Source organism: Xanthomonas sp. WHRI 7945, from assembly GCF_035026585.1.
On sequence record NZ_JAYIQP010000022.1, the window covers coordinates 1 to 16,055 of the forward strand.

The following is a 16,055-nucleotide window of genomic DNA, read 5'->3' on the forward strand; positions in this document are numbered from 1 at the left end:
CCCGCTGGCTCTGCTGCGCCAGCCAATTGCGGCGTTCACGTCAGCACGGATCAGTGCGCTGTGGGTGCTCAGCGACACTGCCGCCACCAGCGCGATTCTGCTGGCGAACAGCGCGCGTGCCGCCATCGGCACCTTCGCGGTCCACGCAGCGGCGTATTGGCCGGGCCCTCCAGTCCCTGGCGGTTGGCAAGCGGCAGCCGCGCGCGAGGCGGCCGCTTCAATGCACCCGCATCGCGTTGTGTTGCTTCGTCCAGTGACAGTGCCCAGATCGAGCGCAACACGCGCCGCCATGCGCTTAGCGCCGCACGCCATGGCGCGCTAATTGACGGCAAAAAAAAGCCCACCGGCATGCGCCGACGGGCGTGTTGCAGGCAGGAGGGGTTGGCCTAGAACTTGTAATTCACCCCGAGCACGTAGGTGCGGCCCCACTCGGTGTATTCCAGCGGGCGGTCCTTGCGGCCGGCATAGGTGCGATACGCTTCGTTGGTCAGGTTGCTTGCCTGCAGCAGCAGGGTCAGCCCACTCAAGGTGCTGCTGTCGCCGAAGCTGTAGCTGAGCTGCGCGTCGGTCACGTTCTCGCCGACCACGTAACGCAGGGTACGGTTGCCGTTGAAGTTGCCGATCTCGCCGATGAAGTCCGAACGCCGGCGCTGGCTGACGCGCGCTTCGAAGCCGTTGCGCTCGTAGTAGGCGGTGAAGTTGTACACGCGCTTGGACAGGCCCGGCAGGCTGATCGGATCCGAGCCCACGCTGGACGCGCTTTCCGGGTCGAGGATCTTGATGTCGCTGTCGTTGAACGTGGCGCTGGCTTGCACGCCGAAGCCGCGCAGGCTGTCGGTCAGCATGTCCAGCGGCAGCGAGGCGGTGAGCTCCAGGCCGCGCAGGGTGCCGCCCTTGCCGTTCTGCGGCGAGGAGAAGGTGCCGATGGTCTGCACCGGGGCGGTCATGCCCGGCGGCACCACGTAACTGGCGACCAGGTCGGAGAAGTCGTAGTCGTCGCGCGACTGCGTGTAGACGTAGCTCTTCAGGTCCTTGTAGAAGATCGCCGCGGCCACGTAGGCCTTTTCGTCGAAGTATTTCTCGTACGACAGGTCCAGCGCGGTCGCGCGCCACGGATCCAGCAGCGGGTTGCCGCCGCTGCCGCCGGGCCTGCCGGTGGAGGTGTCGACGCCGAATTCCAGGCCGGCGCGCATCTGGTCCACGCGCGGGCGCGCGACCTGCTTGGCGGCGGCGAAGCGCAGGGTCTGCTGGTGCGGGAACGTGAAGGCCAGGTTCAAGCTCGGCAACCAGTCGTTGTAGGACTTGCCGGAATCGATCGGCAGCACGTTCTGGCCCGCCGGGCGCGAACGGTCGAAATAGTTGGACTGCGAGCTCTGGTCGGTGTGCTGCATCTGCACGCCGATGTTGCCGCGCACGCTCACTTCGCCGATATCGGTATTGATGTTGGCGCGCAACCAGGCGGTGGTGATCTTCTCCTGCACGGTCCACGACTTCGGAATCAGGTAGTCGAGGTCGGTGACCGGGTCGAAGGTCATGTAGCGCCCGACCGCGGCCGGGACGTTCCAGGCCGGGATGTAGCCGATGCCGGCGAAGCCCAGGTTGACCGGGTCGTACTGCAGGTCGCCGGCGATGCTGGCATCGCCCTGCGCGCCGAGCAGGATGTTGCCCTCGGCCTGGGTCTTCTGCTTGCGCCGGTCGGCGTAGTTCACGCCCACGTCGATGTCCGAAAACCACGACAGGGCCTGCGGCGCGGGCAGCGTCGCCGACAGGCGGCCGCCCTTCAGGCGGTCCTCGATCTGCGGCACCTTGCCGTAGCCGGAGCCGTAGATGGTGTTGGTCAGGAACAGCGCATCGGGGTTGGAGTAGTCCAGCCCGGGTGAGATCTGCGAGAAGCCGTTGGGGTTGACGGTGACGCCGACGGTATCCAGTTGCGGCATCGGGGTCAGCTGCAGATTGTTCTCCAGGTTCAACTCGTCGCGGGTGGCCTTGGAATAGTTCAGGTCGGCGACGAGCCTGACGTCGCCGACGTTGATCTCGTTGTTCCAGCCGAACGCGTCGATCTTGTCCTTGCGCTTGTTGTACATGCCGCGCACCAGCGGATAGACGCCGCTGGCGGTGCCGCCGGTGAAGGTGTTGTCGGCATTCAGCTGCGGATTGCCGATCAGCAGGCCGGGGGTGTAGTTGCCGTTGTAGTTGCTGAGGTTGACCTCGAACTGGTTGGCGGTGTCGATCTGCTCGGCTTCGGTGTGGAACGCATCGAAGGTGCTGGTCCAGGCGTTGGACGGGCGGAACTGCACGGTGGCCATTACGCCGTCGCGCTTGTTGTTGCCGGTGCGGCGCAAGGCCTTGATGCCGTCGGAGAAGTAGGTGCCCGGGGCCAGGCCGGGGCGGTTGCCGGCGTCGGTATGCTCGGTGGTCCACGGCTCGTACAGGCCGACCTGGTTCTCCTGGATCGGGTTGTCGCTGTGCGCGTAGCCGATCGAGATGCCCAGGGTCTTGTCGAGGAACTGGTCGATGTAGCTGGCGCTGAAGCGGTTGCCGTACGCGTCGACATCGGCCGCCTTGCCCAGCGAGGTCTTCTGCAGGCGGCCGCTGACCGCGATCACCCGGTCCGGGAAGCTCAACGGGCGCACGGTCTGCATGTCGATGGTGCCCGACAAGCCCTGGCCGACCAGCGCCGCGTCCGGGGTCTTGTACACGGTCACGCCGTTGACCAATTCCGAGGGGTATTGGTCGAACTCGACGCTGCGGTTGTCGCCGGTGCTGACCACCTCGCGGCCGTTGAGCAGGGTGGTGGCGAAGTCGGGCGACAGGCCGCGGACGCTAATCACCTGGGCGCGACCGGCCACGCGCTGCGCGGCCAAGCCGGGCAGGCGGCCCAGCGATTCGGCGATGCTCACGTCCGGCAGCTTGCCGATGTCCTCGGCCGAGATCGCCTCGACGATGGACGTGGCGTCCTGCTTGACCGCGATCGCGCTCTCGATGCCGCGACGGATGCCGGTCACCTGGACCTTGTCCAGTTCGGTGACCGGATTCTGCGCCGGTGCGGTGGCGGTGCCGGTCTGCGTTGCGGACTGTGCGGTAGCCAGCATCGGCGTCATGGCGATGGCCAACGCCAGCGTCAGCGCATTGCGCTTGTGGTTCAACATTTTCCCCTCCCAGGCAATGTTGTCTTGCGAATTTTCTGGCCCGGCCAAATCGCCGGATGTAGGTATCGCGCTGCCGACGATGCGGTGACACGACTGCGACGTATGGTAGACACGGCAGTCCATCGCGAACGTCGGCTGCATACGTATTCACTGGGTTTCATCACGGTGGAATCGATTCCACGATTGCGATGTCGTGTTCGCGATGGTCACGCGCATGCGTGCTCGGTATCGCAGGGTCGTCATGCGGAAGGTGCCATCGCCAGAGCGCGGTCCAGGCGTCCGTCGCGCAACTGGAAGCCCAGCCTGGAATCGCCGATCACCGGGTCGCCGAGGCGCTGCACGCGGTAGCTGGGCTTGCCGTCGTCCAGTTGCAGTGCGACCTGCAGCACCTCGCCCGGGGAGTTCACGCTGGCCACGGTCTTGGGCTCTGCGCGCAGCAGCGGTGCAACGCACAACAACGCAGCCGCAAACAGGAGCGGTAGGTATGGCGCGCGGCGCACGCGTGGCATGGCATGAAGCTGCAGCATGTCCCCTCCCAAGGCGGCCGTGGCACGTGCGGCGACTATAGCGAGGCGCTGCGGCGCCGCTGCGGGGTGGGCGATGAATACGTATGCAGATGTGCGCGCCACGGTGCGGCGCGTCTACCATGTCTGCAGCGCTTCTCGAAGAAGAGGCCGCGACCGCGGCGCCGGCATGCCGGTGCTGCGAACCCACAATGCAGGCAAAGAGGGAGGGAGGCCGACGGGCGCGAGCCGGTCCGCCGCTTCGATGCTGAAGATGATCTGCTTGGCCGCCACCTTGGGTGCCGCGGTGTCGGCGTCTGCGTGGCAGACGTCGTTGCAATGGCGCGGCCAGACCGCGCAGGCCGCGGCCGCTGCCGACGGCGGCTTCGTGCTGACCTCGGCGCAGGGCACGCGCACGCTGGTGGCGCAGCTGCTGCGCAGCGAAACCGCCAGCCCGCTGTTCGATGCGCTGTTCGCGCTGGCGCAGCAGGAACTGCGCGACGACCAGGTGGACGCGATCCGCGATCCGGCCTTCGACCACGGCAAGCCGTTGCCGTGCGATTGCTATCAGACCGGCGAACGCTGGCCCTATGTGTGGACCCGCGACGTCAGCTACGCGGCCGATCTCGCGCTGGCGCGGCTGGACCCGGAGCGTACCCGGCGCTCGCTGCGTTTCAAGCTGTCGGCGATGCGCGGCGCGGACGCGCGGCCGGGCCTGTTCGTGGCCCAGGACACCGGTTCCGGCGGCAGTTGGCCGGTGAGCAGCGACCGCGTGGTCTGGTTCCTGGCCGCGCGGCATCTGCTCGACGACGCGACGTTCGCGGCCGATACCCGTGCCGCGCTCGCGGCGACCCTGGCACAGGACCGCGAATTCGCATTCGATCCGCAGATCGGCCTATACCGTGGCGAGACCTCGTTCCTGGACTGGCGCGAACAGACCTATCCGGCCTGGACCCGCAACGACGTGCGCTTCATCGCCGAGTCGTACGCGCTGTCCACCAACGTGCTGCACTACCAGGCGCTGCGCCTGGGCGAGCGGCTGGCGCGCGAGCAGGACGATAGCGCGGCCGCGGCGCGTTACGCCGGCTGGGCGGACGCGCTCAAGCAGGCGATCGCGCAGCGCTTCTGGCGCGAGGACCGCGGAACCTATGCCAGCTACATCGGCAGCGCCGCGCATCCGGTCGCCTACGAGAGCTACGATTTGCTCGGCCTGTCGCTGGCGGTCCTGACCGACGTGCTGCCGCGCGAACGCGCACGCCAGGCGCTGGCACGCTATCCGGCGGTCGAGACCGGCAGCCCGGTGGTGTGGCCGCAGCAGCAGGACGTGCCGATCTACCACAACCGCGCGATCTGGCCGTTCGTCAGCGCCTATGCGTTGCGCGCGGCGCGGCATACCGACGACAGTGCGCGCATCGCCTTCGAAGTGCGCTCGCTGCTGCGTGGCGCCGCATTGGCCGGTTCGAACATGGAGAACTACGAATTCCTGAGCCAGGCCGCGCACGTGGACGATGGCCCGCTCAGCGGACCGGTGGTCAATTCGCCGCGCCAGCTGTGGTCGGTGGCCGGCTATCTGGCGATGGTGATCGAAGGCGTGTTCGGAGTGGAGGACGACGGCAAGGTCGCGCCCAAGCTGCCGGTGAGCCTGGTGCCGATGCTGTTCGGCGACAACGACGAGATCGCGTTGCAACTGCGCAACCGGCGCATCGTGCTGCGGCGGCCGGCGCAGCTGCACGGCGACCTGCTGGTGGCTGGCGACACGCGTACCCAGGACGGCGTGACCACCGTGCAACTGGTCGCGCGCGACACGGCGAGTGCGCCGGTGCCGTTGCTCGCGGCCAAGGATGCATTCGCCCCGCTGACGCCACCGGCGCCGCGCGTCGACCGCGACGCGCAGGGTTGGCGCGTCGCGGCGGCCGCCGACACGGTGCTGTACGTCGATGGCCAGCGCCAGCCGGGCGCTGCCGACGGTGCGCGCTTGCCGCTGCGCGAGCAGGTGCAGTGCCTGAGCCTGACCCGGCGCGGCGCGCACTGGGAATCGCTGCACAGTCCCAGCGTCTGCGTCGGCGACGTGGTGCGCCTGGCCGGCGGCGACGATTGGCGCTGGACCGCCCCGCACGATGGCGACTACCGGCTGAGCCTGCGCTACGTCAATGCGCATGGCCCGATCAATACCGGCGTCACCGCCGCGGTGAAACAGTTGCAGCTGCAGTGCGGCGACGCCGCGCCGCAGCGGATGCCGGTGGTGATGCCGCACAGCGTCGGCGAACAGGAGTCCACTACGGCGGTGTTCGCGCTGAAGGCCGGGCAGGCCTGCCGCATCCGGGTGGTGCCTGCGGCGAACATGAGCGCGCTGCAGCACTTCGCCCGCTACACCGGCGGCCAGGGCGGCGCCGACGGTGTGGTCAACGCTGCGGACGTGGCCGCACTGCTGATCGCGCTGGCCGGCGCAGTGCAGGTGCGCCGATGAGCGCCATGCCCATGCCGCGCGCCAAGCCGGCGCTGTCGTTCTGGCAGATCTGGAACATGTGCTTCGGCTTCCTCGGCATCCAGTTCGGCTTCGCGCTGCAGAACGCCAATGCCAGCCGCATCTTCCAGACCCTGGGCGCGGACATGGAGCAGGTGCCGGGCCTGTGGATCGCCGCGCCGCTGACCGGCTTGATCGTGCAGCCGATCGTCGGCCATCTGTCCGACCGCACCTGGAACCGCTTCGGCCGGCGCCGTCCGTATTTCATGGTCGGCGCGCTGTTCACCACGCTGGCGCTGCTGGCGATGCCGAACTCGCCGGCGCTGTGGGTGGCCGTGGGCACGCTGTGGATCCTGGATGCGTCGATCAACATCTCGATGGAGCCTTTCCGCGCCTTCGTCGGCGACCAGTTGCCGCAGCGCCAGCGCGCCAGCGGCTATGCGATGCAGAGTTTCTTCATTGGCGTCGGCGCGGTGGTGGCGAGCATGCTGCCGTGGCTGCTGGCGCACTGGGGCGTGAGCAATACCGCCGCGCCCGGCCATGTGCCGGCCACGGTGCGCTACGCGTTCTACCTGGGCGGCGCGGTGCTGTTCCTGTCCATCGGCTGGACCGTGCTGCGCACCCGCGAATATCCACCCGAGACCTTGCAGGGGTTCGACGATGCAGCACCAGCGCTTGTCGCCGAGCATGCGGCGACCATGCCGCGTTCCGATGGCGTCGCGGCGCTGTGGCTCGTGCTCGGCCTCGCCGGCGCGGCGGCGATCTTCTGGAGCGGCGGCGACCGCATGCTGTACGTGCTGGCCGGCTTGTTCGTCGGCTATGGGCTGTTGCGATGGCTGGCACCGCGGCTGCGGCCTGGCCACATGCTGGCGGCGATCATGCGCGACGTGCAGGCGATGCCGCAGGCGATGCGGCGCCTGGCCTGGGTGCAGTTCTTCTCGTGGTTCGCGCTGTTCGCGATGTGGATCTACACCACCGCGGCGGTGACGCAGACGCACTACGGCGCCAGCGACGTCGCCTCGGCGGCGTACAACGACGGCGCCAACTGGGTCGGCGTGCTGTTCGGCGCGTACAACGGCTTCGCTGCGCTGGCGGCGATCGTCATCCCGCTGCTGGTGCGCGCGTTCGGCCTGCGCGTCAGCCACCTGCTCAATTTATGTCTGGGCGCGGCCGGCCTGCTGTCGTTCCTGTGGATCCGCGATCCGCAGTGGCTGCTGCTGTCGATGCTCGGCGTCGGCTTCGCCTGGGCCTCGATCCTGTCGCTGCCGTACGCCTTGCTGTCCGACAGCGTGCCGGCGGCGAAGATGGGCGTGTACATGGGCATTTTCAATTTCTTCATCGTGATCCCGCAGCTGGTCGCGGTCAGCGTGCTGGGCTTCGTGCTCACGCACTGGCTCGGCGGCCGGCCGCTGTACGCGCTGGGCATCGGCGGCGTCAGCCTGCTGCTGGCGGCGCTGTGCATGCTGCGGGTTCCCGCCGAACATGGAGCAAGGCAATGACCTATCGGATGTCGCTGCTGGCGCTGGCGCTGCTGGGCGCCTGCGCGCCGCCGGCGCGGGCGCAGTCGGCGGAGTACTACGGCACGCTGGAGCCGTTCGCCAGCGAGGCGGTGTATTTCGTGGTCACCGACCGTTTCGTCAACGGCGATCCCGGCAACGACCATCGCGACCAGGGCGGGGCGCACCGCACCTTCGACATCCCGCTGCCGGCGCCGCCGGGCGAGAGCGACAACATCGGCTACCTGGGCGGCGACTTCAAGGGCGTGGTCGACAATGCCGGCTACATCCGCGGCCTGGGCTTCGGCGCGGTGTGGATCACGCCGATCGTCGACAATCCGGACGAGGCCTTCACCGGCGGCAAACCGATCACATGGGGCAGCAACCTGAGCGATCGCGGCAAGACCGGCTACCACGGCTACTGGGGCGTCAATTTCTACAAGCTGGACGAGCACCTGCCCAGCCCGGGCCTGGATTTCGCCGGCTTCACCCAGGCGATGCATGCGCAGCGCCTGAAGGTGGTGCTGGACATCGTCGGCAACCACGGCTCGCCGGCCTATTCGATGCCGCAGCGGCAACCGCTGTTCGGCCAGGTGTTCGATCGCGACGGCACACTGGTCGCCGACCACCAGAACCTGCCACCGGCCAAGCTGGACCCGACGCACAACCCGCTGCATGCGTTCTACAACACCGGTGGCGGCCTGGCCGAACTGTCGGACTTCAACGAACGCAATCCGGCGGTGATGGAGTATCTGGTCGGTGCCTATTCGCAATGGCTGGGGCAGGGCGCCGACGCCTTCCGCATCGATACCATCGGCTGGATGCCGGACAGCTTCTGGCACGAATTCGTGCGCCGCATTCGCGCGCAGCGGCCGGGCATGTTCATGTTCGGCGAGGCCTTCGACTACGATGCGCGCAAGATCGCCGGACACACCTGGGCGCGCAACGCCGGGGTCAGCGTGCTGGATTTCCCGCTGAAGCAGGCGCTGGCCTCGGTGTTCGGGCATGCGCGCGGCGGCTTCGAGCAGTTGCAGGCGCCGCTGTACCTGGAGCGCGGCCCGTACGCCAATCCGTACGAACTGATGACCTTCTACGACAACCACGACATGGCGCGGCTCGACGCCAGCGACGCCGGCTTCATCGATGCGCACAACTGGCTGTTCACCGCGCGCGGCATCCCGGTGATCTACTACGGCTCGGAAACCGGCTTCATGCGTGGCCGCGCCGAGCATGCGGGCAACCGCAACTACTTCGGCCAGGAGCGGACAGACGCCGCGCCGCAGAGTCCGATCTTCGCGCCGTTGCAGCGCATCGCGCAGCTGCGCCAGCGCAGCCCGGCATTGCAGCGCGGGCTGCAGCTCAACCTGCGCCTGGCCGGCGACGAAGCGGTGTTCTATCGCGTATACCAGCATGCGGGCAGCACCCAGACCGCGCTGGTGCTGCTGAACAAGAGCGATGCGCCGAAGACGCTGGAGGCGAACCGCTACCTGCAGCCTGGCACCTGGCGCGACGGCTTCGACGGCAGCACGATCGAGGTCGCGGACGCCTTGCGTGCCGAAGTGCCGGCGCATGGCGTGCGGGTGTTCCTGTCCGATGCGCCGATCGTGCGCCCTGATTTGCGCGCACGGCTCGCTTGGCTGATGGCGGCCAAGGACGGCGTGGCGCCGCCGCAGTAGCCTGTCCCTTGATGCTTGCTCTTGTAGGAGCGGCTTTAGCCGTGACGCCCATACGGTAGAGCGTCAAGGCTAAGCCGCTTCTGCGGGGAAGCCGGGCACTGCAGCAGAGGCTTGAGCCTGGATGCAGATTGCCGCGTCGTCGCGGTCTCCGACTCCGTTCGTCGCGACTGAAGTCGCTCCCACAGTGACTTACGGCGAGCCCGCTGGTCCATTGTGGGAGGGACTTCAGTCCCGACTGCTTCCAACGCTGGATAACAGGAGTGCGCCGTTCGTCGCGGCTGAAGCGAACGGCGTGCGTGGCTCTGCCTGGTATGCCGGAGCGGAATGCATCGGGGCTACCGGTCCGCAGCCGCTATGCGGTCAACTGCGCAGCGACGAGCCGCGCAACGCCAGCGTCACCGGCAGGGTGCGGCTGTCGACCGGCTGCCCGGCGATCTGCGCCAGCAGGGTCTCGACCAGCACCGCGCCGGCCAGCTTGGTGTCCTGCTGCACGGTCGACAGCGCCGGCGCCACGCAGGCGGCGACGGGGATGTCGTCGAAGCCGGCCAGGGCCACGTCCTCGGGCACGCGCAGGCCGTGTTCGCGCAACGCCTTCAGCGCGCCGATCGCGATCAGGTCGCTGGCGGCGAACACCGCGTCGAAGCGTTCGCCGCCGCCCAGCAGCGCCTGTGCCGCTTCGTAGCCGGACTGCTCGGTAGTGATCGCGTCCACCTGCAGCCCGGGCACGAGGTCAGACCCGGCCGCGCGCAGGGCCTGGGCATGGCCGCGGTAGCGCTCGAGGAATTCGGGATAGTGGTTCGAGGCGTCGCCGAGGAAGGCGATGCGCCGGCAGCCCTGCTCCAGCAGGTGTGCGGTGATGTCGTGGCCGCCCTGGAAGTTGTCGCTGCCGATCGACACCCCGGGCTGTCCGGGCAGCACCGCGCCCCAGCGCACGAAGTGGGTGCCTTGCTCGACCAGGTGCTGCAGCCGCTGCTGCGCCTGCAGGTAGTCGCCGTAGCCGAGCAGGATCAGGCCGTCGGCCTTCTGGCTGTCGCCGTAGTCGGCGCGCCAGTTGTCCGACAGCTGCTGGAACGACACCAGCAGGTCGTAGCCGTGACGCGCGCAGGCGCGGGTGATCGAGCCCAGCATCGCGTGGAAGAATGGGTTGATCAGCGAATCGTCGGTGGTCGGGTCTTCGAAGAACAGCAACGCCAACGTGCCGGCATTGCGCAGGCGCAGGCTGGAGGCGTGCTTGTCGACCTTGTAGTTCAGCTCGTTGGCGATCGCCAGGATCTTGCGCCGGGTCTGCTCGTTGACCGCCGGGCTGCCGCGCAGGGCGCGCGACACGGTGGGCTGCGACACGCCCGCCAGATAGGCGATATCGAGCGATGTGGCCTTGCCTTTGATGACGGCGCTCGCATTGCAGGGAAACAGTCCGAAGCATGCCATGGCGTACGGGATAGCACTTGCTGCGGCGCAGCGTTGGGGCGGGACCAGGGACCGGGGACCGGGGACCCGGAAGAGCGCAGTGCATGCAACTTTCGTTGTTACCGTGCTGGCAGGCAATCAATCGATTGCCATGCACACGGTCAGCCACAGCCAAGGCTTGTCCGGGTCCCTGGTCCCCGGTCCCCGGTCCCGACACCAAGCGTCCAGCCCGCCAAATCCCCAACGCCGCCGAATTGGTTTACCATTCCACAACTATTCAACGCGGAATGACGGGTGGCCCGCGGCAACGCCGGCCGAGCGTGCGACATGAGCACTACCATCGCCCCAGCATGAAACCCCGCCCAAGGCTGTCCGAGCAGGCGCCCTTGTGGCGCCTTCTTTGTATCCCGCGCCTAGCGCCGCCGGCTTCCGGCGCGCGGCGGGAAACGCCCGCTCCGCATCGCTTTCCTTCTTACCGACTCCCATGATCACGATCACGCTTCCCGACGGCAGCCGCCGCGAATTCGAACACCCCGTCAGCCCCATGGACGTGGCCCAGTTCATCGGTCCGGGCCTGGCCAAGGCGACCATCGCCGGCCAGGTCGACGGCCGCCTGGTCGACGCCAGCGACCTGATCGACCACGACGCCAGCCTGCGCCTCATCACCGCCAAGGACGCCGAGGGCGTGGAGATCATCCGCCACTCCTGCGCGCACCTGGTCGGTCACGCGGTCAAACAGCTGTACCCCGAGGTCAAGATGGTGATCGGTCCGGTCATCGCCGAAGGCTTCTACTACGACATCTACAGCGAGCGCCCGTTCACCCCCGAGGACATGGCGGCGATCGAGCAGCGCATGCAGCAGCTGATCGCGCAGGACTACGACGTGGTCAAGAAGGTCACTCCGCGCGCCGAGGTGATCGAGCTGTTCCGCCAGCGCGGCGAGGACTACAAGCTGCGCCTGATCGAGGACATGTCCGACGACATCACCGCGATGGGCCTGTACTACCACCAGGAATACGTGGACATGTGCCGCGGCCCGCACGTGCCCAACACGCGCTTCCTCAAGGCGTTCAAGCTGACTCGCATCTCCGGCGCCTACTGGCGCGGCGACGCCAAGAACGAGCAGCTGCAGCGCATCTACGGCACCGCCTGGGCCGACAAGAAGCAGCTCGACGCCTACATCCTGCGCATGGAAGAGGCCGACAAGCGCGACCATCGCAAGATCGGCAAGGCCCAGGACCTGTTCCACCTGCAGGAAGAGGCGCCCGGCCTGGTGTTCTGGCATCCCAAGGGCTGGTCGCTGTGGCAGGTGGTCGAGCAGTACATGCGCAAGGTCTACCGCGACAGCGGCTACGGCGAGGTGCGTTGCCCGCAGATCCTGGACGTGTCGCTGTGGCAGAAGTCCGGTCACTGGGACAACTACCAGGACGCGATGTTCTTCACCGAGTCGGAGAAGCGCACCTACGCGGTCAAGCCGATGAACTGCCCCGGCCACGTGCAGGTGTTCAACCAGGGCCTGCACAGCTACCGCGACCTGCCGATCCGCTATGGCGAGTTCGGCGCCTGCCACCGCAACGAGCCCTCCGGCGCGCTGCACGGCATCCTGCGCGTGCGCGGCTTCACCCAGGACGACGGGCACGTGTTCTGCCTGGAGTCGCAGATCGAGGCGGAGGTCACCGCGTTCCACCAGCAGGCGCTGGCGGTGTACGCCGCGTTCGGCTTCGACGACATCCAGATCAAGATCGCGCTGCGCCCGGAAAAGCGCCTCGGCGACGACGTGACCTGGGACAAGGCCGAAGCGGCGCTGCGCAGCGCCCTGGGCGTGTGCGGGGTGGAATGGCAGGAGCTGCCGGGCGAGGGCGCCTTCTACGGCCCGAAGATCGAGTACCACCTGAAGGACGCGATCGGCCGCACCTGGCAGCTGGGCACGATGCAGGTGGACTTCATGATGCCCGGCCGCCTCGGCGCCGAATACGTGGACGAGAACAGCCAGAAGAAGCACCCGGTCATGCTGCACCGGGCCATCGTCGGCTCGATGGAGCGCTTCATCGGCATCCTGATCGAGCACCATGCCGGCGCGTTCCCGGCCTGGCTGGCGCCGGTGCAGGCGATGGTGATGAACATCACCGATGCCCAGGCCGACTACGTAGACAGCGTGCGGAAACTCCTTGCAAATCAAGGCTTCCGCATCGAGGCCGATTTGCGGAACGAAAAAATCGGCTATAAGATTCGCGAACACACGCTGCAGCGGGTGCCGTACCTGTTGGTGGCGGGTGACCGCGAGAAGGAAAACGGCGCCATTGCAGTACGCACGCGATCGGGGGAGGATCTGGGAACCATGTCGGTTGCCGCCTTCGCCGAACGGCTGCTCGCCGAGCAGCTGGCGTAAGACAACCCCGATGCGGGCGGAGCCTCCGTCCGCGTCGGTCCGATTCCCCTGGGAGATTGCAACATCAGTACCCCTGACAACAAACAGAACCGCAAGAACCAAGAGATCCGTGTCCCGCGCGTTCGCGTGATCGGCAAGGACGGCGAGATGGTCGGCGTGCTGACGCGCGACGAAGCGTTGGCGCTGGCCGAAGAGGATGGGCTCGACCTGGTCGAGATCCAGCCGCAGGCCGATCCGCCTGTCTGCAAGATCATGGACTTCGGCAAGTTCAAGTTCGAGCAGCAGAAGAAGGCGAACGAAGCCAAGAAGAAGACCAAGCAGGTCGAGATCAAGGAAATCAAGTTCCGTCCGGTCACGGACGAAGGCGATTACCAGATCAAGCTGCGCAACATGCGCCGCTTCCTCGAAGAGGGCGACAAGGTCAAGGTCAACATCCGCTTCCGTGGCCGTGAAATGAGCCATCAGGAGCTCGGGCGCGAAATGGCGTCGCGGATCGAAGCCGACCTCGGCGAAGACATCGTCATCGAATCGCGTCCGCGCCTGGAAGGCCGGCAGATGGTGATGATGATCGCGCCGAAGAAGCGCTGACCGCAGCAGCTCAGGATCGCGCCCCCGCCCATGTGCGGGAGCGCGGCCGCTGCCGGGCGCCTGCTGGCGCCCTTCGCGTTTTCCGATGTCGCTTGCCGCCGCCGTCAGGCGGTGGAGGGGCGTGGCTGCCCGCTGTCCGGGGTAAGTCGCCTGCTGCGCCATCGGGTGTCGCGCGCAGGGCGGGGCCAGTATCCGCTCGAGACAGCAGCGCACTGCGAGCGCTCCCTGTCCGATGGTGCGCAAGCACCCGCCGATGCCGCAGCCTTCCGAATCCCGAATCCCGAATCCCGAATCCCAGCGCGCCAGCGTCCAGATCGAAATGCATGATTTGCAAGGCATTCCAAGCCCTGGCATAATGCGCGGCCCAGTGCATCGGGTTTGCCGTTCACGCGGCAATAGGACCCGCCCTGATTCTTTGAGGATCAAGGGCTTACAAGCCGGTACGGGCACGGATGGAAAGCGTGGCGCAAGCCACCGCCCTGACCAGTGACAAAACACCATCAAGGACATTGCAATGCCCAAGATCAAGACCAACCGGGCGGCGGCCAAGCGTTTCCGCAAGACCGCCTCCGGCAAGTACAAGTGCGGCCACGCCAACCGTAGCCATATCCTCACCAAGAAAGCGACCAAGCGGAAGCGCAACCTGCGGCAGACGAACCATGTTCGTGCCGAGGACGCTGGCCGTCTTGACCGTATGCTGCCTTACCTCTGAGGACTGAACCATGGCTCGAGTAAAACGTGGCGTCCAGGCACGCCGTCGTCACAAGAAAGTTCTGAACCTGGCCAAGGGCTACTACAACGCCCGTCGCAAGGTCTTCCGCGTCGCCAAGCAGGCGGTGATCAAGGCGCAGCAGTACGCCTACATCGGCCGCAAGCAGAAGAAGCGCGTGTTCCGTTCGCTGTGGATCACCCGCATCAATGCGGCGGCCCGCATCAACGGCCTGAGCTACAGCCGTTTCATGAACGGCCTGCTCAAGGCCGGCATCACCCTGGACCGCAAGGTGCTGGCGGACATCGCCGTGCACGACGCGCAGGGCTTTGCCGCCCTGGCGGAGAAGGCAAAGGGCGCGCTGGCGGCATAATGCAGGTCCCTCTGCAACGGCCCGCACATCCATGTGCGGACTGTTGAACAACAGCAGGGAAATAGCAGACATGCAGGGGAAGGGCGCGAGTCCTTCCCCTTTTTGCGTTTTGTGCATCCCGATGGCGAGTGTTGCGCGCGATCGGGTGTCTCCCGAGCACCGTATCCGGATCGGGTGGTCGGCTGAATTGAGGCGCGAGTGCAATGAGTGAAATCCAATCCCTGAGCGAGCAGGCGCTGGCGGACATCGCCGCCGCGCACAGTCCCGAGGCGCTGGAGCAGTTGCGGGTCGCGCTGCTGGGCAAGAGCGGCAGCATCACCGCACAGCTGAAGCAGCTGGGCGCATTGCCGCCGGAGCAGCGCAAGCTGGCCGGCGAGGCGATCAACCAGGCGCGCGATGCGGTGTCCGCGGCGCTGGCCGAACGCCGCGCGCTGCTGGAAAGCGCAGCGCTGGACGCGCGCCTGGCGGCCGAGCGCATCGACGTGACCCTGCCGGGCCGGCGCGGCGAGCGCGGCGGACTGCATCCGGTCACGCGCACGCTGGAGCGCATCACCGAGATCTTCGCGCGGCTGGGCTACGAGCTGTCCGACGGCCCGGAGATCGAGGACGACTGGCACAACTTCGAGGCGCTGAATTTTCCGCCGCACCATCCGGCGCGGGCGATGCACGACACCTTCTACTTCGGCGACGGCCGCCTGCTGCGCACGCATACCTCCGGCGTGCAGGTGCGCTACATGGCCGAGCATGCGCCGCCGCTGCGCATGATCGCCGCCGGCAAGGTCTACCGCAGCGACAGCGACCAGACCCATTCGCCGATGTTCCACCAGGTCGAAGGCCTGCTGGTCGACGAGCATTCCACCTTCGCCGACCTCAAGGGCACCTTGTCCGAGTTCGTGCGTGCGTTCTTCGAGCGCGATTTCGAGATGCGCTTCCGTCCCAGCTATTTCCCGTTCGTTGAACCCGGCGCGGAAGTGGACATCGCCTGGCAGCAGCCCGACGGCAGCACCCGCTGGCTGGAGGTGCTCGGTTGCGGCATGGTCCATCCGAACGTGCTGCGCAGCGTGGGCATCGATCCGGAGCGCTACACCGGCTTCGCCTTCGGCATGGGCGTGGAGCGCTTCGCGATGCTGCGCTACGGCGTCAACGACTTGCGCGCGTTCTTCGAGAACGATGTGCGGTTCCTCAGGCAGTTTGCCTGAGGGCCGGGATTGGGGATTCGGGATTTGGGATTCGCGAAAGCGGGTCCATCCTGGTTTCTGGTCCCGCATGAAGCCGCTGTTACGAATCTCCAATCCCGAATC

11 protein-coding genes are annotated in these 16,055 nt (G+C 67.0%); 8 read left to right on the forward strand and 3 right to left on the reverse strand.

Annotated features, from left to right (window positions below; genetic code table 11):
- Positions 1-386: 386 nt before the first annotated feature.
- Positions 387-3,149 carry a TonB-dependent receptor gene (locus VDQ83_RS15740; RefSeq protein WP_455435651.1) on the reverse strand — a complete coding sequence of 921 codons (2,763 nt, stop codon included), beginning with the start codon at positions 3,147-3,149 and terminating at the stop codon, positions 387-389.
- Positions 3,150-3,388: 239 nt separating this feature from the next.
- Positions 3,389-3,556: a glycoside hydrolase family 97 N-terminal domain-containing protein gene (locus VDQ83_RS15745; RefSeq protein WP_455435652.1), complete on the reverse strand. Its 168-nt coding sequence runs from the start codon at positions 3,554-3,556 to the stop codon at positions 3,389-3,391.
- A gap of 361 nt (positions 3,557-3,917) precedes the next feature.
- Here VDQ83_RS15745 and VDQ83_RS15750 point away from each other — a divergent pair, with 361 nt between their 5' ends.
- From VDQ83_RS15750 to VDQ83_RS15760, 3 genes are read left to right on the forward strand one after another with little or no spacing between them, the layout of a single operon-like run.
- On the forward strand, positions 3,918-6,119 hold the full coding sequence (locus VDQ83_RS15750) for a Six-hairpin glycosidase-like protein (protein WP_455435653.1): 2,202 nt from the start codon (positions 3,918-3,920) through the stop codon (positions 6,117-6,119).
- 11 nt (positions 6,120-6,130) lie between these two features.
- A complete protein-coding gene (locus VDQ83_RS15755) occupies positions 6,131-7,615 on the forward strand; it encodes an MFS transporter (protein ID WP_455435686.1) in 1,485 nt (494 codons plus the stop codon).
- Positions 7,612-9,288, forward strand: coding sequence for an alpha-amylase family glycosyl hydrolase (locus tag VDQ83_RS15760; RefSeq protein WP_455435654.1), 1,677 nt, complete (start codon positions 7,612-7,614; stop codon positions 9,286-9,288). Before VDQ83_RS15755 ends, VDQ83_RS15760 begins: the two co-directional genes overlap by 4 nt.
- 360 nt (positions 9,289-9,648) lie before the next feature.
- Here VDQ83_RS15760 and VDQ83_RS15765 read toward each other — a convergent pair whose 3' ends face one another.
- Positions 9,649-10,716: a LacI family DNA-binding transcriptional regulator gene (locus tag VDQ83_RS15765; RefSeq protein WP_455435655.1), complete on the reverse strand. Its 1,068-nt coding sequence runs from the start codon at positions 10,714-10,716 to the stop codon at positions 9,649-9,651.
- A gap of 463 nt (positions 10,717-11,179) precedes the next feature.
- Between VDQ83_RS15765 and thrS the strand changes: the two genes are divergently transcribed.
- The 5 genes from thrS (at position 11,180) to pheS (ending at position 15,953) form a co-directional block, all read left to right on the forward strand.
- Positions 11,180-13,084, forward strand: coding sequence for a threonine--tRNA ligase (thrS, locus tag VDQ83_RS15770; protein ID WP_455435656.1), 1,905 nt, complete (start codon positions 11,180-11,182; stop codon positions 13,082-13,084).
- Positions 13,085-13,132: 48 nt separating this feature from the next.
- Positions 13,133-13,672 carry a translation initiation factor IF-3 gene (infC, locus tag VDQ83_RS15775; protein ID WP_080601535.1) on the forward strand — a complete coding sequence of 180 codons (540 nt, stop codon included), beginning with the start codon at positions 13,133-13,135 and terminating at the stop codon, positions 13,670-13,672.
- Between the two features lie 514 nt (positions 13,673-14,186).
- Positions 14,187-14,384 carry a 50S ribosomal protein L35 gene (rpmI, locus tag VDQ83_RS15780; RefSeq protein WP_002811096.1) on the forward strand — a complete coding sequence of 66 codons (198 nt, stop codon included), beginning with the start codon at positions 14,187-14,189 and terminating at the stop codon, positions 14,382-14,384.
- 10 nt (positions 14,385-14,394) lie between these two features.
- The gene (gene rplT / locus VDQ83_RS15785; protein WP_003466653.1) at positions 14,395-14,754 is read left to right on the forward strand and encodes a 50S ribosomal protein L20; all 360 of its coding nucleotides are present in this window, start codon (positions 14,395-14,397) and stop codon (positions 14,752-14,754) included.
- A gap of 203 nt (positions 14,755-14,957) precedes the next feature.
- The gene (gene pheS / locus VDQ83_RS15790) at positions 14,958-15,953 is read left to right on the forward strand and encodes a phenylalanine--tRNA ligase subunit alpha (protein WP_455435657.1); all 996 of its coding nucleotides are present in this window, start codon (positions 14,958-14,960) and stop codon (positions 15,951-15,953) included.
- The last annotated feature ends 102 nt before the right edge of the window (positions 15,954-16,055 follow it).